17 protein-coding genes are annotated in these 24,865 nt (G+C 39.4%); 13 read left to right on the forward strand and 4 right to left on the reverse strand.

The features are described 5' to 3' along the window. Positions 1-117 precede the first annotated feature (117 nt). Complete coding sequence (locus CHB62_RS00555) at positions 118-1,281, reverse strand: penicillin-binding transpeptidase domain-containing protein (RefSeq protein WP_089365240.1); 1,164 nt, start codon at positions 1,279-1,281, stop codon at positions 118-120. 242 nt (positions 1,282-1,523) lie between these two features. Then, positions 1,524-2,234 carry a glycoside hydrolase family 25 protein gene (locus tag CHB62_RS00560; RefSeq protein ID WP_089365241.1) on the reverse strand — a complete coding sequence of 237 codons (711 nt, stop codon included), beginning with the start codon at positions 2,232-2,234 and terminating at the stop codon, positions 1,524-1,526. 168 nt (positions 2,235-2,402) lie between these two features. Here CHB62_RS00560 and CHB62_RS00565 point away from each other — a divergent pair, with 168 nt between their 5' ends. From CHB62_RS00565 to CHB62_RS00600, 8 genes are all read left to right on the forward strand, one after another. Continuing rightward, the gene (locus tag CHB62_RS00565; RefSeq protein WP_089365242.1) at positions 2,403-3,347 is read left to right on the forward strand and encodes a serine O-acetyltransferase; all 945 of its coding nucleotides are present in this window, start codon (positions 2,403-2,405) and stop codon (positions 3,345-3,347) included. 141 nt (positions 3,348-3,488) lie between these two features. After that, positions 3,489-5,036 (forward strand): THUMP domain-containing class I SAM-dependent RNA methyltransferase, encoded by a 1,548-nt coding sequence (locus CHB62_RS00570; RefSeq protein WP_089365243.1) that lies wholly within the window; start codon positions 3,489-3,491, stop codon positions 5,034-5,036. Further along, the gene (locus tag CHB62_RS00575; RefSeq protein WP_089365244.1) at positions 5,026-7,236 is read left to right on the forward strand and encodes a S9 family peptidase; all 2,211 of its coding nucleotides are present in this window, start codon (positions 5,026-5,028) and stop codon (positions 7,234-7,236) included. The genes CHB62_RS00570 and CHB62_RS00575 overlap by 11 nt, the downstream gene beginning before the upstream one ends. A gap of 113 nt (positions 7,237-7,349) precedes the next feature. Then, complete coding sequence (purD, locus tag CHB62_RS00580; RefSeq protein ID WP_089365245.1) at positions 7,350-8,618, forward strand: phosphoribosylamine--glycine ligase; 1,269 nt, start codon at positions 7,350-7,352, stop codon at positions 8,616-8,618. 70 nt (positions 8,619-8,688) lie between these two features. After that, on the forward strand, positions 8,689-9,633 hold the full coding sequence (locus CHB62_RS00585; protein WP_089365246.1) for a hypothetical protein: 945 nt from the start codon (positions 8,689-8,691) through the stop codon (positions 9,631-9,633). Next, on the forward strand, positions 9,606-10,058 hold the full coding sequence (locus tag CHB62_RS00590) for a YqaA family protein (RefSeq protein WP_009010723.1): 453 nt from the start codon (positions 9,606-9,608) through the stop codon (positions 10,056-10,058). Before CHB62_RS00585 ends, CHB62_RS00590 begins: the two co-directional genes overlap by 28 nt. Before the next feature lie 805 nt (positions 10,059-10,863). Then, positions 10,864-12,531, forward strand: a complete 1,668-nt coding sequence (locus CHB62_RS00595) for a formate--tetrahydrofolate ligase (RefSeq protein ID WP_089365247.1) — start codon at positions 10,864-10,866, stop codon at positions 12,529-12,531. A gap of 132 nt (positions 12,532-12,663) precedes the next feature. After that, positions 12,664-13,098 carry a hypothetical protein gene (locus CHB62_RS00600; protein WP_089365248.1) on the forward strand — a complete coding sequence of 145 codons (435 nt, stop codon included), beginning with the start codon at positions 12,664-12,666 and terminating at the stop codon, positions 13,096-13,098. Between the two features lie 19 nt (positions 13,099-13,117). Here the strand turns inward: CHB62_RS00600 and CHB62_RS00605 are convergent, their stop codons facing one another. Continuing rightward, positions 13,118-13,909 (reverse strand): glycoside hydrolase family 25 protein, encoded by a 792-nt coding sequence (locus CHB62_RS00605; protein ID WP_089365249.1) that lies wholly within the window; start codon positions 13,907-13,909, stop codon positions 13,118-13,120. A gap of 374 nt (positions 13,910-14,283) precedes the next feature. Here CHB62_RS00605 and CHB62_RS00610 point away from each other — a divergent pair, with 374 nt between their 5' ends. Both CHB62_RS00610 and CHB62_RS00615 read left to right on the forward strand, forming a co-directional pair. Continuing rightward, complete coding sequence (locus CHB62_RS00610) at positions 14,284-14,703, forward strand: transglycosylase SLT domain-containing protein (RefSeq protein ID WP_042855899.1); 420 nt, start codon at positions 14,284-14,286, stop codon at positions 14,701-14,703. 179 nt (positions 14,704-14,882) lie between these two features. Then, a complete protein-coding gene (locus CHB62_RS00615; protein WP_089365250.1) occupies positions 14,883-15,563 on the forward strand; it encodes a GDSL-type esterase/lipase family protein in 681 nt (226 codons plus the stop codon). Positions 15,564-16,033: 470 nt separating this feature from the next. Here CHB62_RS00615 and dnaB read toward each other — a convergent pair whose 3' ends face one another. Then, positions 16,034-17,554 (reverse strand): replicative DNA helicase, encoded by a 1,521-nt coding sequence (dnaB, locus tag CHB62_RS00620; protein WP_089365267.1) that lies wholly within the window; start codon positions 17,552-17,554, stop codon positions 16,034-16,036. 97 nt (positions 17,555-17,651) lie between these two features. Between dnaB and ispE the strand changes: the two genes are divergently transcribed. The 3 genes from ispE to CHB62_RS00635 are packed head-to-tail and all read left to right on the forward strand — an operon-like array spanning position 17,652 to position 24,735. Further along, positions 17,652-18,491 carry a 4-(cytidine 5'-diphospho)-2-C-methyl-D-erythritol kinase gene (gene ispE / locus CHB62_RS00625; RefSeq protein WP_089365251.1) on the forward strand — a complete coding sequence of 280 codons (840 nt, stop codon included), beginning with the start codon at positions 17,652-17,654 and terminating at the stop codon, positions 18,489-18,491. Between the two features lie 32 nt (positions 18,492-18,523). Continuing rightward, complete coding sequence (locus CHB62_RS00630; protein ID WP_089365252.1) at positions 18,524-21,799, forward strand: UvrD-helicase domain-containing protein; 3,276 nt, start codon at positions 18,524-18,526, stop codon at positions 21,797-21,799. A 59-nt stretch (positions 21,800-21,858) separates the two neighbouring features. Next, positions 21,859-24,735, forward strand: coding sequence for a PD-(D/E)XK nuclease family protein (locus CHB62_RS00635; RefSeq protein WP_089365253.1), 2,877 nt, complete (start codon positions 21,859-21,861; stop codon positions 24,733-24,735). Positions 24,736-24,865 lie beyond the last annotated feature (130 nt).

Genomic DNA, 24,865 nt, shown 5'->3' on the forward strand with positions numbered 1-24,865 from the left:
GAAGGGCGTTTTCAATAGGCAAGAAGGGCGTCTTCTGGGAGGTAGAAGACGCCCTTCTTGAGCGTTGATAAGCATCTATTGGATACTACTCCATGATTTTTTATTACAAACCACGGTTTATTTAGTGATTGTGTTAATACGTTCAATGCGCTTTGCCATAGCTTGTGACTTCGGGCTCAGTTTACCTTTAAGATACTTTTCCATAATCAAGCCTGCTATAGGAGCAGCTACATCAGCACCAAACCCACCATGTTCTATATAAACAGAAATAGCAATCTTTGGATCATTCATAGGAGCAAAACCAATAAAGACAGAATGGTCTTTACCAGAATTTTCGGCTGTTCCTGTCTTTCCGCAGACCGGATAAGTTGTTCCATTAAGGACTGTTGCAGTCCCCTTGGTTACAGCCAAGCGCATTCCTTTGATGACATCTGCATATATATAAGGTGGTACTTTCGTTTGTCGAGGGGTTGTAAAGCGTGAGGACAGAGGTGACCAGTCAACATTCTTATGAATGTGTGGTGTGAAGAAATAGCCTCGATTAGCGATAGAAGCCGCTAAGTTACAGAGCTGAAGCGGTGTGACTGTGATGTCTCCTTGTCCCATACCAGCCCACATGATGGTCTTCGGGTCCCAATTATTCTTATATCTACGCGATAGATAGTTCACATTAGCAACCAATCCACCCTTTTCTCCAGGCATATCAATTCCTACAGGTCCACCAAGTCCCATACTTACAATGTATTCCCACCATGTTGTAACAGCCTTTTCCTTGCTTCCATACTTCTGTGTATTACCTAACATAGATAGATAAGACTTCAAGAACCAAGTGTTACAAGAGACAGCCAATGCGCCCGCCAATGCTTCTGGTGAGTAGTGAGGATGGCATTTCACCTTTATATTCCCATCACGAAAGCCGTCATGGCAGGCTATCTTTGTGTCTGGCTTGACGATTCCTTCTGAGAGGAATACTAATGCTTGAGCAGGCTTGATAGCTGAGCCTGGAGGGTAAGCTGTCGCTATCGCAAGGGCATCATTTGGTCCTGTAGGTGAATTAGTGACCATGCAAAGAACCTCACCTGTAGCTGGGTCAACGGCAACAATACTCCCCTTCTTCCCTTGCAGCAATTCTGTTCCAAGCTCTTGCAGCAAAGGTCGGAATGTTAATGGTGGCTCTTCATGGTACTCTTGTGCTTGAACACTATGCAACGTAAGTAACATCAGTGCAAGTATCACAGTACGAAAAGATATAATTCCTTTGTTAATATTTATTTTACGCATATTTGTTAAATTCTTACTTAATAGATTTTTTTCCATTAATGATTGGGATTTATAGCTTATAAAACTGTTGATATTTCTTCTTTGAAGAGGCTGTTATATACTCCTATATTTCTTTTGTAAAGTGTGACGTTGGCTCGTTCTAAGCTTTTAAACGTTACAAATGTACAAACAAATTATGAGTTGGAAACATCCTTTTATTTGTTTATAATAAATTTACAGCAATCCCAAATAATTGTAAACAGCTACAGGCGAATAGACGAAAGGGAGGTTCCTGACATAAATCTGTCAAGGTCGACATTACCATGAATACCACGTACTCTTCCCCGATCGGTAAACTGCCAGATATTATGTCGGCCTACTCCTTTAATGGAAGGACGCTCAGAACTATATCTACTTAAGAAGAGAAAGTACTTGTTATAGCGTGGTGTAAGATGAGAATTATAAAAGTTTACATGTGAATATATAAGCGGTTTCTTTCCATACTTACGCTCAATGAGTTTCGCAAATAAGGCTACACTATCTTGTACCTGCTTCTTACTCCAGCGTTTTACGCCTTCATGCTCTATGTCAATCATAGGAATTAAGTCTTGTTTATGTCCTCGCATAGCCTTCTGAAAATTACGAAATTGAGACCTAACAGAGGTTAAGCAGGAAAGATAATGGTAAGAACCGCAGCGTAAACCTTGACGACGTGCCCCTTTAATGTTCTGTTCGTAGTTCTTATCTTTTATACTTGTTCCTTGCGTTGCTTTGATATATACGAACTTAATTTGTTTGTCTTTAGCCACTTCTTTCCAGTCTATCTTGCCCTGATGATGCGACACATCGATACCATCATATTGTCGTTTGATATTTTTATGAGACTTATGAGAAGTGGTTGCAGCAGACGCTATAACACAAAAAGCAGATAGAAAGAGGGTATGAAAAGTACGTGAAAAAATAGTTGACTTCATTATTTGAATATTTGAAACATTTTGAATAAGACGCTATTCGAACCTAAATTATCCTGTAATAGTGCTTGAAAAGCACTGCAAAATTAGTATATTTTTCTTGAACAAACCCATAAAATATCGATAATAATCATTATCTTTGCAACGTAATTACATCTCGAAATAGTATCAATGAGTAAACAAGACATCACTCATCAACTCATACAGACTGTAGATGAGCTTTCTGAACCAGAAGCGATGCAGGGTATTTGCCATGAACACCGTGATGGAGACCCCTTGCCATCGGCTAAAGAATTGGAAGAGATAATCGAACTCTCACGTTCTATTCTCTTCCCAGGCTTTTATGGAAGGTCGTCGGTTAATTTTGCGACTATCAAGTATCAAATAGGTATGAGTGTTGAACGACTGCATAAACTGCTTTCTCGACAGATTATGGCTGGTCTCTGTTTTAACGAAGATTGTCATTGTCCTAATGCCGCAGACACTCGTCTTTGTATGCAAGAAGAGGCTAACAAGATAGCAGGACGTATCATAGAGAAACTCCCAACCTTACGTAAGATACTTTCAACTGATATACAAGCAGCCTTCGATGGAGACCCTGCAGCAGTCAACGTAGGTGAAGTGATTTCATGTTATCCAGCTATTAAGGCTGTTATTAACTATCGCTTGGCACATGAATTAGTATTAGAGAATGTACCTCTTATCCCACGTATGATTACTGAGATGGCACATTCAGAAACGGGTATCGATATCCATCCTGCTGCAACCATTGGTACACATTTCACTATCGACCATGGTACGGGTGTCGTTATAGGTGCTACTTGTGTTATTGGTAATCATGTGAAACTTTATCAAGGTGTAACTTTAGGAGCGAAAAACTTCCCACTCGATAAAGATGGTAAGCCTATTAAAGGGATTGCTCGTCACCCTATTCTAAAGGATGATGTTGTTGTCTATGCCAATGCCACTATCCTTGGTCGTATCACTATTGGAAAGGGATGCATCATAGGTGCCAATGTCTGGGTCACACGGGATATGCGTCCACGAACGAAGAAATACAAACAAAATAAGACCGATATATTAGATATCGACTTTGAATATGGTGGAGGAATATAAAGGTACTACCCCGCTCTCATCTTGAAGAGGAACAAATAGATGCTTGTTTAGTAAGATAACAGGCTGTTTCCATGGATGTTAAGAGTGAAGACCTCCCTACTAATCATCATAAAAATTCGTATATAAATATCTATCACATAAATGCAAGAATTTGAACTCATCGCCAAAACCTTCATGGGTTTGGAGCAAGTATTAGCAAAAGAACTGACACAGTTAGGTGTCAATAACGTACAAATAGGACGCCGAATGGTGTCGTTTACTGGTGACAAGGAAATGATGTATCGTGCTAATTTCCAGTTACACACTGCTATTCGTATCCTTAAACCTATCGCACATTTCAAGGCGAAGAGTGCTGAAGATATGTATGAGGAGGTGATGAAGATTGATTGGAGTAAGTATATCCTCCCTGGTAAGACTTTCTCTGTTGACTCTGTCGTTTATTCAGAGGAGTTCACGAACTCACGCTTTGTTACTTATAAGGTGAAAGACGCTATCGTTGACCAATTTAGAGAGCGTACTGGTACTCGTCCAAATATCTCTGTTAGTAATCCTGATATCCGTTTGAATATCCATGTTGCAGAGGATAATGCAACGTTATCATTGGACTCAAGTGGTGAATCTCTGCATCGTCGTGGTTATCGTCAGGAGAGTGTTGAAGCGCCATTGAATGAGGTTCTTGCAGCAGGTATGATACTTATGACGGGTTGGAAGGGTGAAACAGACTTCATCGACCCAATGTGTGGCTCAGGTACATTGCCTGTTGAGGCCGCACTTATTGCTCGTAATATTTCTCCAGGAGTGTTCCGTAAGGAGTTTGCCTTCGAGAAGTGGCCTGACTTTGACCAAGATCTGTTTGATATGATATACAATGATGACTCTCAGGAACGTGAGTTCACACATCATATCTATGGTTATGACACTGATATGAAGGCTGTCAACACGGCACGTCTGAACGTGGCTGCGGCTGGCTTGTCAAGGTATGTAACCATCGAGCAACAGGATTTCAAGGATTTTACTCAGCCTAAAGAGAAGAGCATGATTGTAATGAATCCTCCATACGGCGAGCGTATCTCTACACCTAACTTACTTGGTACTTACAAGATGATAGGTGAGAGATTGAAGCATCAGTTTATGGGTAATGAGGCTTGGATATTGTCTTATCGTGAGGAGTGCTTCCGTCAGATTGGTTTAAAACCAAGTATTAAGATTCCTGTTTACAATGGTTCTTTGGAGTGTGAGTTCCGTCGCTACCAGATGTTTGATGGTAAGATGAGTAATTTCCGACACGAGGGTGGCATCATTAAGACCGAAGAAGAGAAACGAGAGATGGCTCAGAAGCATCGTTTTAAGAAGGAGCGTGAGTTTAAGAAACGCCTGGATGAAAATGAACAAAACGCTGAGGCTGATATTCGTTCATTCACGTTTCATAGCTTAGAGCGCAATAAGTTCGCTGGTGGTAAGTTCCGTGAAGACCGTGAACGACGCCCTCGTTTCGACCGAGATACCGAAGACCGCAAACGTTCCTTTAGAAGAGGAGACGATGATAGGAAGCGTTCATTTAGGCATGATGACGACCGTAAGCGTTCATACAACCGTGATGATGATCGCAAATATGGTGGTAAACGATTCGATAAATCTAACAAACGCGGAGGATTCCGTGGTAAAAACACGTATAGTCATGAAGATTAAATCATTCATCAGTCTTGTGGGCATTTGTGCTTTCACAGGACTTTTATGTCCTACTCAGAGTATGGCACAAAAGCAGTTCACACTTGAAGACTTGAACTTTGGTGGTAACAACTTCTACAACATGCGCCCTGAAGCACGTTATCTAACGTGGTGGGGCGGTAAATTGGTGCGTCAAGATTATAACAGTTGTTCGCTGGTTGACCCCGTAACAGGTAAGGAGACGCAACTGTTCACTCTCGATGACATCAACAAATGGGCAGGGTTGTCTACTTCAAATGAGGTTGTACGCCACCTCTATGGAGCTGAGTTCCCTTATTCTGACCGTCCTATTGTAGTGGTACAGAACGGTAATGAGGACTTATATGTGAACTTTAAGACACAAAAACTTGAGCAACGTCAGAATCGTCCAAGCGGTCTTCAGGCACATGAATGGAACAAGTTATCTGGTGCAACAGCGTTTGTAAAAGACCATCAATTATATGTCACGGATGCAAAAGGTGCTGAGCATAAGTTGACATCAGATGGTTCTCGCAACATCGTATATGGTCAGAGTGTACATCGTGACGAGTTCGGCATTAATGGCGGACTCTATTGGAGTCCAAAGGGAAACCGTTTAGCATTCTACCGTATGGACCAAAGCATGGTTGCTGACTACCCTCTTGTTGATGTTCCAGAGTTAGATTGGAAACCTGCCAAGGGTGAGTCACGTGCTGCTAAGGTTGATTTAATCAAATACCCTATGACTGGTGAGACCTCTCATAAGGTGACTGTCGGTGTATATGACCTTGCTACAGGTAAGACTGTATACCTCCAGGCGGGTGATCCAACTGATCGTTACTTTACGAACATAGCATGGAGTCCTGATGAGAAGACAATTTATATGTTTGAACTCAACCGTGATCAGAATGATTGTCGTTTAGTATCATACGATGCAACCACAGGTGCCAAGCTAAAAGAACTTTATCGAGAGACAGATGCAAAGTATGTTGAACCATGTCACCCTATTCAGTTCTTGCCATGGAATGATAATGAGTTTATCTTACAGAGTCAGAAGGATGGCTACAATCATCTTTACCTCTTTAATAAAGATGGACGTCAGCTTAAGCAGATAACAAGTGGTAAGTGGGTTGTAATAGACGTACTTGGTTTTAACAACAAGCAAAAGAGTATTGTCTATGTATCTAACGAGTGCAACCCTATTCAGCGTAATACATGGCTTGTAAATGTAGGTTCTGGCAAGCGCACATTGCTTGACAATGGTCGTGGCTATCATTATCCAAAATTGAGTGAAGATGGTAATGCAGTGATGGATAGCTACAGTGAGCCATCTGTACCCCATAAGTATGAGGTCATTAGTTTGACTGGTAAGCCACAACGTCACGATTACTTCACCTCAGCAAACCCTTGGAAAGGATATACAGTCCCTGAATATACAAGTGGATCTCTTAAGGCAGCAGATGGCAAGACAGACTTATACTGGCGTATGGTAAAGCCTGTCAACTTCGATGCGAATAAGAAGTATCCTACAGTAATCTATGTCTATGGCGGTCCTCATGCGCATAATGTTGAGGCTTCATGGAACTGGGGTTCACGTGGTTGGGAGACTTACATGGCACAGAAGGGTTACTTACTTTTCATCCTTGATAATCGTGGTAGCGAACATCGTGGTAAGGAGTTTGAGCAAGCAACATTCCGTCATCTTGGCCAAGAAGAGATGAAAGACCAGATGGAAGGCGTCAAATACTTAAAGTCTCTACCATACGTTGACCAGAACCGCATAGGAGTTCATGGTTGGTCATTTGGTGGTTTCATGACTACATCATTGATAACCAATTACCCAGATGTGTTCAAGGTTGGAGTTGCAGGTGGCCCAGTGATTGATTGGAAATGGTATGAAGCGATGTATGGCGAGCGTTATATGGATACGCCACAGTCTAATCCTGAAGGCTATGCACAGACCTCCCTCCTTACAAAGGCAAAGGATCTCAAGGGTAAACTACAAATTATTATAGGATTGAACGACCCTGTTGTTGTTCCACAGCACGCTTACTCCTTCTTAAAGGCATGTATTGCTGCTGGCACACAACCCGACTTCTTCGTTTATCCTGGTGAACCTCATAATATGCGCGGACATCAGAGTGTACATCTACACGAACGCATCACACAATATTTTGAGGATTATCTGAAACCCATAAAATAGTATTTATGTTTGTGCGTTATAACACATATAAACGCAATTAACTGATAATATATAACCCTGTGCGGTAAGTCTGCACTTCCCCTCCATTGTTGGAGGGGCTAAAGAAAACCTTTATGAGAATATTACTTTTAGGCAGCGGCGGTCGCGAACACGCCTTGGCATGGAAGATTGCACAGAGTGCAAAGTGTAGTAAACTCTTCATTGCACCGGGTAACGCTGGTACTGAAGCTGTTGGTGAGAACGTTGCAATTGGAGTAAACGACTTCGATAGACTGAAGGATTTTGTCGTTGAAGAGAAGGTTGACATGATTGTTGTTGGACCTGAAGACCCATTGGTTAAAGGTGTCTACGACTGCTTTAAAGAGGATAGCCGCACTGCTAACGTTCCTGTGATTGGACCATCAAAGGCTGGTGCAGTACTTGAAGGGTCAAAAGACTTTGCCAAAGCCTTTATGAAACGACATAATATACCGACTGCAGCTTACGAGACTTTTGATGGTACAACCATTGAAGAAGGAATGCAATTCCTCGAAACTCTCAAGGCTCCTTACGTCTTGAAAGCCGACGGCTTGGCTGCTGGTAAGGGCGTACTCATTCTTCCTACACTCGAAGAGGCTAAGAAGGAACTTCGTGAGATGCTTGGTGGTATGTTCGGTAATGCTTCTGCCAAGGTTGTTATCGAAGAATTTCTTTCTGGTATAGAATGCTCTGTATTTGTACTTACAGATGGAACTCATTATCAGATATTACCTGAAGCAAAGGATTATAAGCGTATTGGCGAACATGATACAGGCTTGAATACTGGAGGTATGGGTAGTGTTACTCCTGTCCCATTTGCTACGAAAGAATGGATGGCAAAGGTTGAAGAACGTATTATCCGTCCTACCGTTGAGGGCTTGAAGGCCGAGGGTATCGATTATAAAGGTTTTATCTTCTTCGGCTTAATCAATGTTGATGGTGAGCCAATGGTTATCGAATACAATTGTCGCATGGGTGATCCGGAAACTGAAAGTGTGATGTTACGATTGAAGAGTGACATCGTTGACCTCTTTGAAGGGGTTGCAGAAGGAAATCTCAACCAACGACAGATAGCGTTCGACCCACGTTCTGCAGTTTGTGTAATGCTTGTCAGCGGTGGTTACCCAGAGACATATAAGAAAGGCTATCCAATCACAGGACTTGACAAGGTTGAAGGTTCCGTGGTCTTCCATAGTGGTACTGCTGTAAAGGATGGCCAGATTGTAACTGCAGGAGGTCGTGTTATTGCCGTGTCTTCTTATGGTGAAAACAAGGAAGAAGCACTTAAGAAGAGTTTTGCAGAAGCACAGAAGATTGATTTTACGGATAAATACTTTAGAAGAGATATAGGACAAGACTTATAGTCTTTAGTTCTTGAACGAATGGAGATAGTCTCTAATAACAGTATTAAGTCTATCTCCGTATTTCACAATTATGCAACAAAAACGCATTCAAAATCGAATATCAGAAAGCCGCTGGACACAAGTGTATGTTGTCTCAGCGGCTACTCTTGTATGGACTATAGCTGGGTTATATAACACTTCGGTAATCGTACCAGGTGTTTGTATCTTGTTGGCTACCTATCTTATGATGGAGTTGAATAATGCTAATGCGCTCATTCGTATCTATAGTAGAATGGTGTCATGCTCATTCTTGGTCTTTGCTACTATGGCTGCCTTCATGTTTCCATCTATTCAGACGGCTATCATCATGTTAGGTTTTGTGGGTTTCTACACCTTTGCCTTTCGTTGCTATCAACACACACATGCGCCAGGTTGGACTTTCTATGCGTTCTTCTGCATCGGTATGGCAAGTATCGTATGGGTACAAACACTTTTCTTTCTACCCGTACTATGGATTATTATGCGTACAAATACGCTCTCTATGAGTCCTCGTAACTTTGTTGCATCACTTCTCGGCATAGTATTACCATATTGGTTTTATGCTGGATACTTAGCTGCAAAAGGTGATATAACATTACTGATAAGCCACTTTGAGAAGATTGCAGTGTTTGCTGAACCATTCAATCTTAAGTTATTGAGCTTTAGTCAGGTATTAACACTATCCTTAGTACTGGTTTGCGCTATCATTGGTATTGTCCATTTCATGAACCAAAAGCGTAACGATAATATTCGAACACGTTTGTTTTATCAGGTTTTTATAACGATAGACCTTGCAACTATCGGTTTTCTTTTACTTCAACCTCAGCACTATGAGGCATTGCTGAGTATAATGATTGTTGCAACAGCACCGCTCATTGCACATTTTTTTGCGCTGACACGTACAAAGATAACCAATTGGATGTTTCTTATTCTCTCTTATTCAGCTATCATCATCACCCTATTCAACTTATGGAATCTCTTACACAAATACTTGTAGACTATGGTTATTGGGGAATGTTCTTATCCGCATTCCTTGCAGGAAGTTTCTTACCTTTTAGTAGCGAGGCAGTAATGCTTGGTCTACTTGCGGCTGGTGTCGACCCCGTTCTTTTGCTCGTTTATGGTAGTATAGGTAACGTTTTAGGAGGTATGTTAAACTATGGACTTGGCAGATTGGGTAAGTTGGAATGGCTTGAGCGGTATTTTCATGTCAAACAAAAGTCTTTAGATCGAGCCTATCGCTTTATGGATGGACGTGGAGCATGGATGGGTTTCTTTGCTTTTCTCCCAATCCTTGGTAGTGCAATTACCATCGTTTTAGGACTTACACGTGCTAATATTGTATTATCTGTATTAAGTATTACCTTAGGTAAGGTGCTCCGTTATATCGTTTTGATTTGGGGTGCAACCTCCTTGTTTTAGTCTTCTTTCGTCGAAGACTATATCCACATGTAGCTTGAAAACGTAAAGATTTTTCAGTAAACACACTCTCCTCTATTTGAAGATAGGCCAGAGATGAGGCAAGAAGAGGCCTAATTACATTCAAGAACATGCTCTTCTTACGTGTTGAAGACGCCCTTCTTAAAGCAAGAAGGGCGTCTTTTTTGACATTGCTTGTAACTTTCTGATTTGATGAAGGTTACAAACTGATTATTAAGAAGTAATATACCCATATTCTAAAGTTGTTTGACATTGATCTGTGTAATGATAATTTACTCTCCTACTGGTGCCCTCAGAATTTAGGTTGAGGACCAATATTCCACAAAGAAAGTCTCACATACGAATTGAGGAAAAACTCCAAGGCCATAAAGAATATATGAAAAAGCACCCAAAAGGTCTGATAAGTTTTTAATCTCCTTAGGTTATACTACAAACACCTAATAATTATATTGTTGCATCTTCAATGTTTTTACAAGGCGTAAAGGCTCCTATCTAATTGTTTCAAAGCATTTACACGTCGATAAAAAAGTGTTTAAGTGAGTCAAATTCGGCATTATAAGATAGGTTGACGATAGCTTATAAGCATCTGTTTACACACTCAATGGAATGATGACAATCTCATCGTAAGTAGCTCAATAGAAAGGATAAAGGACAGGTTAATATTCGGCAGAACTAAAAACAATGTCATAATACTTAAAAACAAATAAACTTTTTTTTCGCAAGAAATGGTTATATTCAAAATTATTTTCTATCTTTGCGACGATTACTTAATATAAACAATTTAACTATGAAATCTGACATTGAAATTGCACGCTCATGTAGTATGAAGCGAATAGAGGATGTAGCCGCTACAATTGGTATATCGGCTGACTCGTTAGAACATTATGGTAAGTATATGGCGAAGGTGCCTCTTTCATTAATAGATGAAAAGAAAGTCGCATGTAACAACCTTATTCTTGTCACATCAATCTCCCCTACTCGTGCCGGAATTGGCAAAACCACAGTAAGTATTGGGTTGTCAATGGCACTTAATCGAATAGGTAAACGTTCTGTTCTTGCACTACGTGAACCAAGTCTTGGACCTTGCTTTGGTATGAAAGGTGGTGCTGCTGGTGGCGGATATGCTCAGGTTGTACCTATGGAGAAGATTAACCTCCATTTTACGGGTGATTTCCATGCTATCACGAGTGCACATAATATGATTGCCGCCCTGCTTGATAATTATCTTTATCAGCATCGAAGTGAAGGCTTCTCATTGAAACAAATCCTTTGGAAGCGTGTCTTAGACGTGAATGACCGTAGTCTTCGCAACATCGTTACAGGCTTAGGTGCTTCCACAGATGGCTTACCATCGCAGTCTGGATTTGACATTACGCCAGCGAGTGAGATTATGGCTGCATTATGTCTTGCCGACAGTGAGCAAGACCTTCGACGCCGTATTGAGAGCATGGTATTGGGTATTACCTTTGAAGATAAACCATTTTGCGTACGCGACCTCGGTGTTGGTGGTGCTATCACAGTATTGTTGCTTGATGCTATAAAGCCTAATCTTGTTCAGACACTTGAGGGGACAGCGGCTTTTGTTCATGGTGGTCCGTTTGCGAATATAGCCCATGGTTGCAACAGTTTGTTAGCTACTAAGATGGCGATGTCATTGAGTGATTATGCTATTACTGAGGCTGGTTTCGGCGCCGATCTTGGTGCAGAAAAGTTCTTAGATATAAAGTGTCGCAAGGCAGGAATTCATCCTCGTGCTACTGTCCTTGTAACAACTCTGCGTGGTTTGAAGATGCACGGCAATCTTGCTGATAGTGCTACGCCAGAACAGGAACGCCAAGCTCTCATAGACGGATTGGCTAACCTTGAGCGTCATGTGGAGAATATGCAACGCTTTGGACAGCCAGTTATCGTCACACTCAATAGGTATGGCGATGATACCGAGGATGAAATAGCTATTCTTGCTAACCATTGTAAAGAGTTAGGAGTCGGCTTTGCAGAGAATAATGTATTCACTAAGGGAGGCGAAGGAGCTGAGGATCTTGCTCGTCTCGTAGTAGATACTATCGATAAACATGGCGCTAAGGATATCAAGATGGTCTATAATGACGACGATAGCATCGAAGAGAAAGTAAATAAGATTGCTAAAAATATTTACGGTGCACGTTCGGTCATTCTCAGTAAAACGGCTGTAAACAAACTGAAACGTATTCACGCTTGGGGGATGGATAAGTTCCCTGTCTGCATTGCAAAGACACAGTTCTCGTTCAGTGAAGACCCTAAGCAGGTGGGTGTAGCCAAAGACTTTGATATAACCATTCGTGATTTTGTCATCAATGGAGGCTCGGAGATGATTGTTGCTATTGCTGGTGACATGATGCGTATGCCTGGACTACCGAAGGTTCCACAAGCTGTGAAGATTGATATCGTTGATGGTGAGATTGAAGGATTAGCTTAATAAGCATTCTCGTCTTCACTTCATCCATACTTGTATAGATTCTCTATGACTCATAGATTATCTATACAAGTAGACTATTGGCATAAGCTATTACTATTACCAGATAAATCTTAGACTGTTAACACATATAATATGAAGAAAAAGACAATATTATTAATCATCTTTTCCATTGTCCTTGTCGGTGCAATCATTTGGTGCGTAAATACACCTTACCGTGAAGTAAATCTGAATGACACCTTAGAAACAATTCAGAAGAATGACACCTGTATCACTGTCCATGACTTATACAAGGATAAAGAATGGGATAAGATGGTCATTATTAAGCCGTATGATAAGCGTACGGCGTCTGACGAAAAGATAGATATGGGATATACTGGGGATCGCGAAGCAATACTTGATAACACATTGTTTGATAGTATCTGTACGATTCTATTCCTTAAAGGAAATCAATTAGTTGCCTTCTCAAGTGTCTATCGCAATGTAATTGACTTTAGCCCATTAAATAAGAAAACCTATAAGTCGTCTGATAAGATTTGTATTATTAATAAGGTAGCAACTGATTGTTGACAGATAAGTCCCCTATTCTTTATTTTGGCATCTTAAAATCATCTACTGTAACCCCCTCACGTAGCTGATTGATGTCTACGTATGTCCATATTCCATGTACTCGCCCACGCTTACTAAACTGCCAGATATCATGTTTAGTATCAGGTATTTCGGGGCTTAGACTATAGTTCGCAATGAACAAATGGTATCGATTGAACTCTGGATACAGATTTTTATGATAGTAAGACTCATTCGTATAAATCATTGGGTAATGGCCTGTCCGTTCCTTAATTAATCGGATAAACTCAGCAAGATTCTTTTGAATTAAGTCACGTCCCCACTCACGTGTACCGTCTTTTTCAACGTCGACAAGTAAGAGTAAGTCTTGCTTACTGAGGTCAATATGATCAAGGAAATTAGTAACCTGACGCTCCATGGAGGTCCGATAGGTTAAGAAGTGATAAGACCCTACTAACAAGCCCCTTTTCTTTGCTGCTTTAAAGTTCTTCTTATAGAAAGGGTCAACGACTGAGCTTCCCTCTGTAGCCTTGATATATACGAACTTTAATTGCGGATTTTTCTCTACCAGTTCATCCCAATGTATCCTGCCTTGATGGCGTGAAATATCAAGGCCATCAAAGTCTTTTGTGTAGACTCCCTTGGTTATGTCATTATAAGGCCATTGGTCGCTAACAACAATTCGGTGTTTTCGCCATGGCTTAATATCAATGATAAGAATGACTACCAGTACGGCTAAAGCAGCACATAACCACCACCAAATACTGTACTTATTGCGTTTTTGATTTTTGCGCCTATGTTTACGTTTTATCATATATTGTCTTCAGTTATAGAGTCTGTATGGAATACCGAGCATATTAAAGCCCTATAAGCTAACAATATGCTGTTTCAAAGGTTAAAAACCATCACAAAGATATACATTCTTTTTCATTACCACAAATTGTAAATATGGAAAATATAATAAGATTTCATCGGTCTTAAGCCCCAACAATCAACTGTTTAACATAAAAGTCATTCATCCCTAACTTTACATATTAAACGTTAAATACTTGTATATCAGGAATATTTTTTGTATCTTTGCAGCGTTAACATGAAACTGAGGCGTGGTGGTAACTCATTCTCACATAGGAACACGCCGTAGAGAGTAGCTCATTTGAACTACCCTTCCAAGGTTTCGGAAATTTATTAATGATGAGAATCTTAAAAGTAGTAAGTATTTGTTTCTTAATGATTTTTGCTTCAACTCTTGAAGCATCAGCCAAGAAAGATGGCTTTGATTGGGAACCTGTAATGAACGCAATCATTCAAATTGAAAGCAAGGGCAATCCGATGGCCGTAAATGGTTCGTACGTTGGCGTACTTCAGATTTCCCCAGTTCTGGTTAAGGAGTGCAACAACATCCTCAAAAGCTCTGGTAGTAATAAGCGCTATTCACTTGCAGATCGTTTTAATGCTACCAAGTCTAAGGAGATGTTTGTCATTATTCAGAGTTTCCACAATCCGTTAAACAGCGTTGAAAAAGCTATTCGCTTATGGAGCGGTGGTATTCGTTACAATGTATCGAAGACACAAGCTTATCTCCGCAAGGTGATGCGTCTCATGAACTAATAAGCGTAACAATTAATTAAGAACCCTCTTATTAAAAAGTCCGGCTATCTTTTTCTTTGGAATAGATAACCGGACTTTTCCTTTCATATCTCTTACTTTTTTCTTAATTTTGCAGTAGAAAAAAGAATCAATTTCAGACTTAGTATACTGATGATTTGATATGCTATACAAGAATAAATATGAAGAATAAATTATTATTTTACCTCATTCTTTCTATTACTACCCTATCAATACATGCGCAGGGCATTACTTATCATGGCTCAAAACATTATAATATAAAAGTGAATCAATTCAATAAAGAAGGCTCTTTACCAGACAATGCTATTGTCATGTTAGGCGATAGTCATTCTGAATATGGGAATGATTGGAATCGTTTCTTTCCTAACGCAAGAATGATATTCAATAGGGGTATTATCGGTGATGACAGTCGAGGAATCTTTAAACGATTAAACCAAATTCTGCCATATAAGCCCAGTAAGATCTTCTTTGAGTGTGGAACAAATGACTTAAGCCATGGTTGGACAGTCGAACGCATCTTCCAAGGGGTAGTTAATATTATTGAGACTATTCGCAAATCATGCCCACAAACGAAACTTTATGTACAAAGTCTTTTGCCATTAAACGAAAAGATTGGAGCATGGAAACTACTTAAAGGTAAGGAGGATATGATTATTCAGTTAAATGAGAGATTGAAGAACTATTGTAACAGCAATAATCTTGTATTTATCGACCTGTATCATCCTCTCTTAGGTACCAACACTAAGGAGATGCATCATGAATATTGTCGGGATGGACTTCATCTTACTAACAAAGGTTATGAGGTTTGGGCAAATATTATCCGTAATTATATCAATGAATAAACGCTGTTATTTAACCAAGTAAGGATTGTAATCACGAGGAAGAAAGCTATTTCTTAATCGTGTGCTAAACTGTTAATTTAAGAGTAGACTCTTTTCAGATAGACCGCTCGTGAATGTAAGTCATTATCAATTTTATCTATCTACAACCTTGATAATTGCCTATTATACTCATCAATCATAGCCTTCTGTTTGTAATATAAATTCAAGACCTAAAAACAAATAGATGCTTAATAACATTAAAGAAAACGCCCTTTTAGTTTGTAGAAGATGCCCTTCATCGCCCAAGAAGACGCCCTTTTAAGAGCTTACTAAGCACCTTCTTAAATATAGTTTATAATCTACTGGTATAGTGTTAGTTACCTATACAATAAATAACGACTATCGTGAACTTAAATAGAGTTCATTAGCCGTTATTCATGTAATATATTTTCGCAATCCACTATAGGATGTGATAATTAGAACATCAAAATTTAGAATGGTACTGTCGTATCTCCTGTAGGGAAAGGAGGTATTGGCTCATCATTCATCTTACTACCAATAATCTCACCACCCAGCGGGTCATTAGGAAGTGGGGCAGCCATATCAAGGTCCTCAGGGTTAGCAAATCGTGTGTATTCACCACGGAAATTGAGTAATACATCACCTGTTGCACCCTTACGGTGTTTAGCGATAATAATCTGAGCCATACCATGAAGGTCATTGCCATGGTCGTCTTGAAGAATATGATAGTATTCTGGACGATGCACAAAAAGTACCATATCGGCATCTTGCTCAATGGCACCAGACTCACGCAAGTCACTTAATTGTGGGCGTCTTCCTTCTTTTGGGTCACGCTGTTCGACAGCACGACTCAACTGTGACAAAGCTAATATAGGGATATCCAACTCTTTTGCAAGTCCTTTCAAAGAGCGGCTAATAGTAGAGACCTCTTCTTGACGGCTATTGAAGCGCATACCGTTTGCATTCATCAGCTGTAAATAGTCAATCATTAGCACCTTTATATTATGTTCACGAACCAATCGGCGCGCCTTAGTTCGAAGTTCAAAGATAGAAAGACCAGGAGTATCATCTATATAAATAGGTGCACCCTGCATCTTTCGAATATTCGAGTCAAAACGCTCCCATTCATCGGGTGTGAGCTGACCATTAAGTATCTTATTACCAGGAATAGAACAAACATTAGAGATGAGACGGTTAACAAGCTGTACGTTGTTCATCTCAAGGGAGAAGAAAGCTATTGGCTGACGATAATCAATAGCTATATTCTTAGCAATACTAAGCGCAAAAGAGGTCTTACCCATGGCCGGACGTCCTGCTATAATAACCAAATCAGACGCTTGCCAACCAGCTGTAATCTTATCCAAGTCGTGGAAACCACTTGGAACTCCTGTCAATTTATCTTTACTACCTGCTGCCTTGAGCAGTAATTGGTGTGCTTGTTCAACGATGGTATCAATCTGCACATAGTCTTGAAGCATGTTCTTCTGAGAAATCTCAAAGAGAGTTCCCTCTGCTTTCTGCATTAACTCGTCAACATCTACGGTTTCATCGAAGGCATCTGTCTCAATCATTGAGGCAAACTGAATAAGTTGTCGTGCCAAAAACTTCTGTGCAAGGATGTGTGCATGATACTCTATATGCGCTGACGAGGCAACATTAGAACTAAGTTCAACGATATACGCTGCTCCACCTACTTCTTCGAGTGTCCCCCTATGACGAAGTTCTTCAACAACAGTCATAATGTCCACAGGTTTTTCCTGTAGATTTAATGATTGCACTGCCTCGTAAATCTTTTCATGACGAGACTCATAGAATGTTTCTGGTTTAATAATCTCAGAAACAACTAAAAAGGCATCCTTATCGAGCATAAGAGCACCTAAAACAACCTTTTCAATATCAGTTGCTTGTGGTTGAAGATGACCGAATGTGGTGTCGATAGGAGCTTGTTTGGACCTTCGACTACTCTTACTGTTACTATTTCTTTCTAGCATACGCTGGCAAAAGTACAAAAAATATTCCATTTCTAACATCATTCTTCTTAGCTTTTATTATCTTTGCAAAAAGAAACTTCTAATTATATTTTTGACTATGATTACTTTCCCATGCTGTAAGATCAACCTTGGATTAAATATAGTAGCAAAGCGCTCTGATGGATATCATGACCTTGAAACAGTATTCTACCCTATTCCATTATGCGACGCCTTGGAAATAAAGAAGATGGATGAGGAATTTCCATCACCAACACCTATAGACTTAAAGGTGACTGGCAATGTTGTCGAATGTGATGAAAGCAAGAATTTGGTTGTTAAGGCTTATCATCTTCTTGCACAAGATTACGAACTTCCTCGTGTTCATGCTCATCTTGTCAAGCGTATTCCTATGCAAGCAGGACTTGGTGGAGGCTCTGCTGATGCCGCATATATGATTCGTTTGCTTGATGAACGATTTAGATTGAACATGGGTAATGCTGAAATGGAACGTTATGCGGCTAAGTTAGGTGCAGACTGTGCTTTCTTTATCCGTTCAGAAATAGCTTTTGCTACGGGAATCGGAGATATCCTCGAACCTGTTGACAACGAGGTCAATGGATTAGAGGGCTATTATATTGCACTTGTAAAACCAGATGTAGCTGTGTCAACAGCAGAGGCTTACGCTGGTGTAACACCAAAGAAACCTATAAAAAGTTGTCGGGATATTGTTCGTCAACCTATTGATACATGGCGAGAGGAACTGACTAATGATTTTGAAGAATCTATTTTTGAGAAGTATTCTATTCTGTCTGAAGTGAAAGAAAAACTCTACAATAATGGTGCTGTATATGCCCAGATGTCGGGAAGCGGTAGTACTATCTTTGGTATCTTTGGTCAAAAGCCTAAGAACATTAAAGAACTGTTCCCCAATATGTTCACTTATTGCGTAAGACTATAATTATTAATCATTTAAACCTATACTAACTCAGCATGGAACAAGCATTAACAGTATATAAAGCATCAGCAGGCTCTGGTAAAACCTTTACTTTAGCTTCGGAGTATATAACCTTGGTAGTTAAGAATCCGCAGGATTATAGAAGTATTCTTGCTGTAACTTTTACGAACAAGGCGACGCAGGAAATGAAGACTCGTATCCTTTCTCAACTGTATGGTATTGCGCATAGTTTGCCTGATTCAGAGGCATATTATGAACAAGTTCGCATGAAAACAGGATTTTCAGAACAGACAATTCGAGAGAATGCTGCCAAAGCTTTGTCATTACTTACACACCATTATAATGATTTCCGAGTACAGACAATTGACGCTTTCTTTCAGTCTGTATTACGTAACCTTGCCCGTGAATTAAACTTAACAGCTAATCTTCGCGTAGACTTAAATGATGAACAAGTGGAAGCACAGGCTGTCGATGAGTTAATCAATAGCCTTGAAGAAGGCGAGGAGGTGCTAAATTGGATTCGTGATTATATCGATAAGAATATAGAAGATGATAAGGGTTGGAATGTTATAAGCCAGATAAAGGACTTTGGTAAGAATATCTTTAAGGATTTCTATAAGGATCATAAAACCGAACTGGACAATAGATTTAGTAATAAGTCATTCTTTAATGGTTTCATTACAGACTTGCGCAAAAGGCGTACACGTATATTAAATCGTCTGAATGAGCATGCAAAGCAGATGTATCAGAAAATACGTGATGCTAACTTGGACAATCCAAATCTATTTAATGGGAAAACAAAGGGGCTTCTTCCACATATTATTAAATTAACAAAGGGTACGCCTTCAAATGATGCTACTCCACAATACGTACAATCATGTATAGATTCTGCTGAAAAGTGGCCTGCAAGTAAATGTCCTGCAGAGGAGAAGGCAGCAATCATTGAACTTGCTTCAGCATCATTGTGTAGTGATTTAAAAATCTTAAATGAATATAGGATAAATGATTGGAGAGAGTACCAATCTTGTAATCTCACGCTTAAACATCTTTCACAACTTCGCCTACTTCATGCCATCTCAGAAGCTGTTGATGAGATAAATAAAGACACTAACCGCTTTATGCTAAGTAACACTCAATCATTGCTTTGCACATTAATGAAAGATTCAGATACACCTTTTGTATTTGAAAAGATGGGCGCTTACCTAAAACATATTATGATTGATGAGTTTCAAGATACAAGTACTATTCAGTGGAATAATTTCCGTAAATTACTTGATAACTGTATGGCTCAGGTCGACTCTCATAACTTGATAGTAGGTGATGTGAAACAAAGTATATATAGATGGCGCCAAGGTGATTGGAAACTACTGAACAACATAGAGCATGAATTTACTAAGGAACAAATAAAGATAGAGCCACTTGACACTAACTATCGCTCTGAAGAGAATATAATAAGATTTAATAATACATTCTTTAAGCAGGCTGTTTTACAAACAGTTAATGAATTAGAGAGCGAAGAAATACAGGGTGCTACAGAATTGGTTGAAGCTTATAAAGAGATTGAGCAGAAACCAAGGAAAGATAACGGTAAGGGTTGTGTACGTATAAAACTCTTTCGTTATGATTCTAAGAATGCGTCAGATTATAAACAAAAAATCCTCAATGAGTTAATAGAAAACATCCGTCAACTATTAGATCAAGGGTATAAGCAAAAGGATATTGCTATTCTTGCACGTTCAAAGACAGTAATACCTGATATCGTAGACAGCTTCCAAAATATAGATAAAGATGTAAGTCTTGTTTCTGATGAGGCTTTTCGCTTAGATGCTTCATTAGCTGTTAATGTGATTATTGAGGCCCTTCGACTACTCACACACCCACATGATAAACTTACAGAAAGTAAGTTGGTCAAACTTTACCAACAGCAAGTAATCAAGACAGGGAAAGATATTAATGATTTGTTTGTAGGTGAGAATAGTACAGAATTAAAGTCTTTCTTACCAAGTGGTTATATCGATAAGTTTGAGTCTTTATCAAGGTTATCACTAATAGATCTCGTAGATGAGATTTATTCACTGTTTAGTCTTGATAGTCTTGAAGGCCAGAGTGCATACGTATGTACATTCTACGACACCCTAAATGAGTATTTACGCGATCATCCTGCAGATATTGACGATTTCATCGAAGAGTGGGAAGACACGCTCTCAAGCAATACTATACAGAGTGATGAAGTAGATGGAATACGATTGATAACCATTCACAAGAGTAAAGGTCTTGAATATGATAATGTTCTAATACCCTTCTGTGATTGGGAATTAGAGAAGACAAACGGCATAACAATATGGTGTTCTGGTGATGATAAGGAAAAGCCTTACGGAGAATTACCATTAATTCCAGTTGATTACTCGTCAAAGATGTTGGGTACAGTATTTGAAGATGATTATAAAGAGGAGCATCTTCAAAACACAGTTGACAATATGAATTTACTTTATGTAGCCTTTACTCGTGCAGGTAAGAACCTATTTATTACAGGTAAAAAGTATAAAGAAAGAACAAGTGGGAAAAGTGAGCGTTCACATATCATCCAATATATTATTGAAGAACTTGCCAAAGAATTGCCAGGAGCAATTATTGATGATGCTGGAGATAACGGACCAATCAGCTTTGAACTTGGAACCCTTTCGACTTGTGAAGAGCGTGTAGAAAAGGGGAAAGCAACAGAGAATCCTTTTGAACTATCGCCTAAGACTCACAAACTAAAGATTGAAACATTCCCCCACCCTGTCAGTTTCCGACAGAGTAATAAAAGTCATGACTTCATTAAAGGTGAGGACATCGATCCATCAGATGCAAGACGTTATATTAAAGTAGGTAATGTTCTTCATCAGCTCTTTTCTACTATTCTTACTGAAGCTGATATTGAGCCACGTTTGAAAGAGTTAGAACAAGCAGGAATCATATATAATGATGACATTACATCAAGAGAATTACAGAATAAGATATCATGTGCTCTAAGCGATGAAAAGGTGAAAAATTGGTTTAGTCCACGTTGGAAGTTATTCAATGAATGCACTATTCTTGACTACGATAAGGAGACTGGGGATGTATATGAGCATCGTCCAGACCGAGTAATGACAGATGGTAAAGAGATGATTGTTGTTGACTTCAAGTTTGGTAAGCCACGAGATGAATATCACGAACAAGTACAACGCTATATGCGTTTACTTATGCGCATGGGATATAAGCAGGTTTCTGGTTATATCTGGTATGTTTTAAGAAATGAGATAGTACCAACATCACTTCCCTCCTAATGTGTCAATAACAGTTTACTAACTATATTTTATTCTTAACAAGAGCTTCAATTTCCATTATGAATACATTTCTCGAACACGTAGCAACAGACTTATTGAATAAGTATGGGACCGATATGGCGCATATTACAGTAGTCTTTCCTAATAAGCGTGCTGCACTTTTTCTTAATCAAGCACTTGCTCGATTGGCTGATGGTCCTGTATGGAGTCCAGTATATATGACTATCTCCGATTTCTTCCGGCAGCACTCAGAACTAACCATTGCAGACCCAATTAAAAATATATGCGACCTATATAAGAGTTACATAGAGGTAACAGATAATACGAATGAAACCTTAGATCACTTCTATGGATGGGGGCAATTACTCTTAGCTGATTTCGATGATATCGATAAAAATATGGCTAATGCTCATGTTGTATTCTCAAATATTAATAACCTTAAAGAGTTAGATGATATAACCTATCTCACCGATGATCAGAAAAAAGAATTACGTCGTTTTTTCGCTAATTTTGACGATAATCCAGAGGGGATTAGAGAACGATTTATGGCCTTGTGGGCTAAGTTAAATGATATATATAACAATTTCAAGCAAAGACTTAGAGCACAAGGACTTGCATACGAAGGTATGTTATACAGAGAGGTGGTTGAAAATCAGCAGATCAAAATAGACTCTAATCATTATGTTTTTGTAGGATTCAACGTACTTCAGAAAGTAGAACAGCAACTCTTCAAACGCTTTTTAAAGGAAGAGCGGGCAAGTTTCTATTGGGATTATGACTATTATTATATGCAGTCGACCAACGAGGCAGGGAATTATATTCGTTCTTGGCTTGATAAATTCCCTAATGCCTTACCCAATGACAACAATGAGTTATACGACAATCTGGGTAAAGGGAAGAATATCAGCATTATCTCTGCACCAACAGAGAACATGCAAGCGCGTTATATAACCGAATGGTTAAAGGAGGATAATAGATATAAAGATGGCAAACGAACAGCCATTGTTCTCTGTGATGAACATCTATTACAGACCGTGATTCATTGTATCCCAAATGAAGTAGAGAGCTTAAATGTGACAACAGGTTACCCGTTACAACAAACGCTGATAGCTTCGATGGTTTCGCAGCTTTTGACCTTACAGATGGAGGGTTACTCTATTCAAGAACAAAGCTTTAGGCTTCATTACGTAAACAGAGTATTGCGACATCCATACGGAAAGTATCTTATACCAGAAGTAGCCGAAATCATCGAGAAATTAAATAAGGAACGACAGTACTATGTGAAACCTGAAGAAGGTTTACCATTAAGTTACTATTCAAGTGATAGGCAGAACTTACCAGCCTTAGTCAATTGGTTATCAGAAACCATCCGTTTCATCGGTATGAATGGAGCAGCTGACAAGGATCCGCTCTTCGAAGAGTCAGTATTCCGCATGTACACCCTACTCACGCGTCTATCAGAGCTGATGGCAAATGGTGATTTAGAGGCAGACAAGGTCATCTTTCGTCGACTTTTGACACAGCTGATTGCGTCTACAAGTATTCCTTTTCATGGTGAACCAGCCCAAGGTGTACAAGTGATGGGCGTGCTTGAGACGCGTAATCTTGATTTCGACCACGTTCTTGTCTTATCATGTAATGAGGGAAATATGCCAAAAGGAATAGATGATGCCTCTTTCATACCTCATCTGATACGTAAAGCATACAACCTCACAACCATTGACAATAAGGTATCTATTTATAGTTACTATTTCCATAGCCTGATTCAACGAGCCAAGGATGTCACCTTCCTATATAATAATTCGACACAAGGTAGTCATACTGGCGAAATGAGTCGTTTCATTTTACAGTTGATGGTAGAGTGGAATCACCCAATTCATCGACTAACTTTACAAGCAGGGCAAGACCCAATGTGTGTTGAAGCTAAGGTTGTTGAAAAGAATGAAGCTGTATTGAGAAAACTCGATGAAATGAGTTATTTCTCACCAACAGCCATTAACACCTATATAACTTGCAAACTAAAGTATTACTTTAAGTATATTGCAGGTATTAAAGAGGCCGATGAAATCGATGTTGACGACGTTGATAACCGCATCTTTGGTAATATCTTCCATACAGCAGCTCAGCTCATGTATGAGAAGCTACTACCAAGAGAAATCATCACAGCTAAGGACATTGATAAACTATTAAAGACAGGTAAGAGTACACAATCACTGACCTCCGGGAATGCAGACCTCACCTTAGATGACATTGTAGATGAATCGTTTGCACAAGAGTTATTTAATCAACAACCAGGCACAAGGAAACATCCTAAGCTTAACGGACTCCAACTTATTAATCGTGAAGTCATCATAAAGTATCTTCATCAATTATTGCGAATTGATCGACGCACAGCCCCTCTTCGTGTGATAGGGCACGAGTTTCCTGTTAAACGTCCACTGACTATCAAAGTGAATGGTTTAGAGAAACAAATAGAGACGAGTGGACGCATTGACAGACTGGATGAGATATACGTAGATAGTGATAATGCACGCTTACGAGTTGTAGATTATAAGACGGGTTCAAAAGTAGCAGAATCTCTTAAATCTGTGGATGAGATGTTTGATCCTAAGTTCTTAAATATAAAGAGTGACTACACAATGCAAGCAATGCTCTATAGCCTCATTGAGGCTACAAATGACATGGAGCACAACCCTAATCACCATGCTGTTAGTCCAGCTTTGCTCTTCATACAACATGCAGGAAGTGAAGATTACACTCCAGTACTATCAATAGATACGGAGGAGATTACTGATGTCACCGTTTATGAAGAAGACTTTCTCCGTAAGCTCACCGAGATATTAGAGGAAATTCACAATCCTGATATAGCTTTTGAACCTACAAGTAATCTTAATAGCTGTAACTATTGTCCTTACAAACAGATGTGTGGACGATAGGATAAGTTAAATAACAATAGTCACTCAAAGGGATTTCATATCCATACGAGTGACTATTGTTATGTTTAGATGGGGTTTACGTTTATCAGTACCTCCTAATCTCTACATTTTACATCGCAAGCAGAAATTG

Origin of the sequence: Prevotella jejuni, from assembly GCF_900187995.1 — a bacterium.
Classification (GTDB): domain Bacteria; phylum Bacteroidota; class Bacteroidia; order Bacteroidales; family Bacteroidaceae; genus Prevotella; species Prevotella jejuni.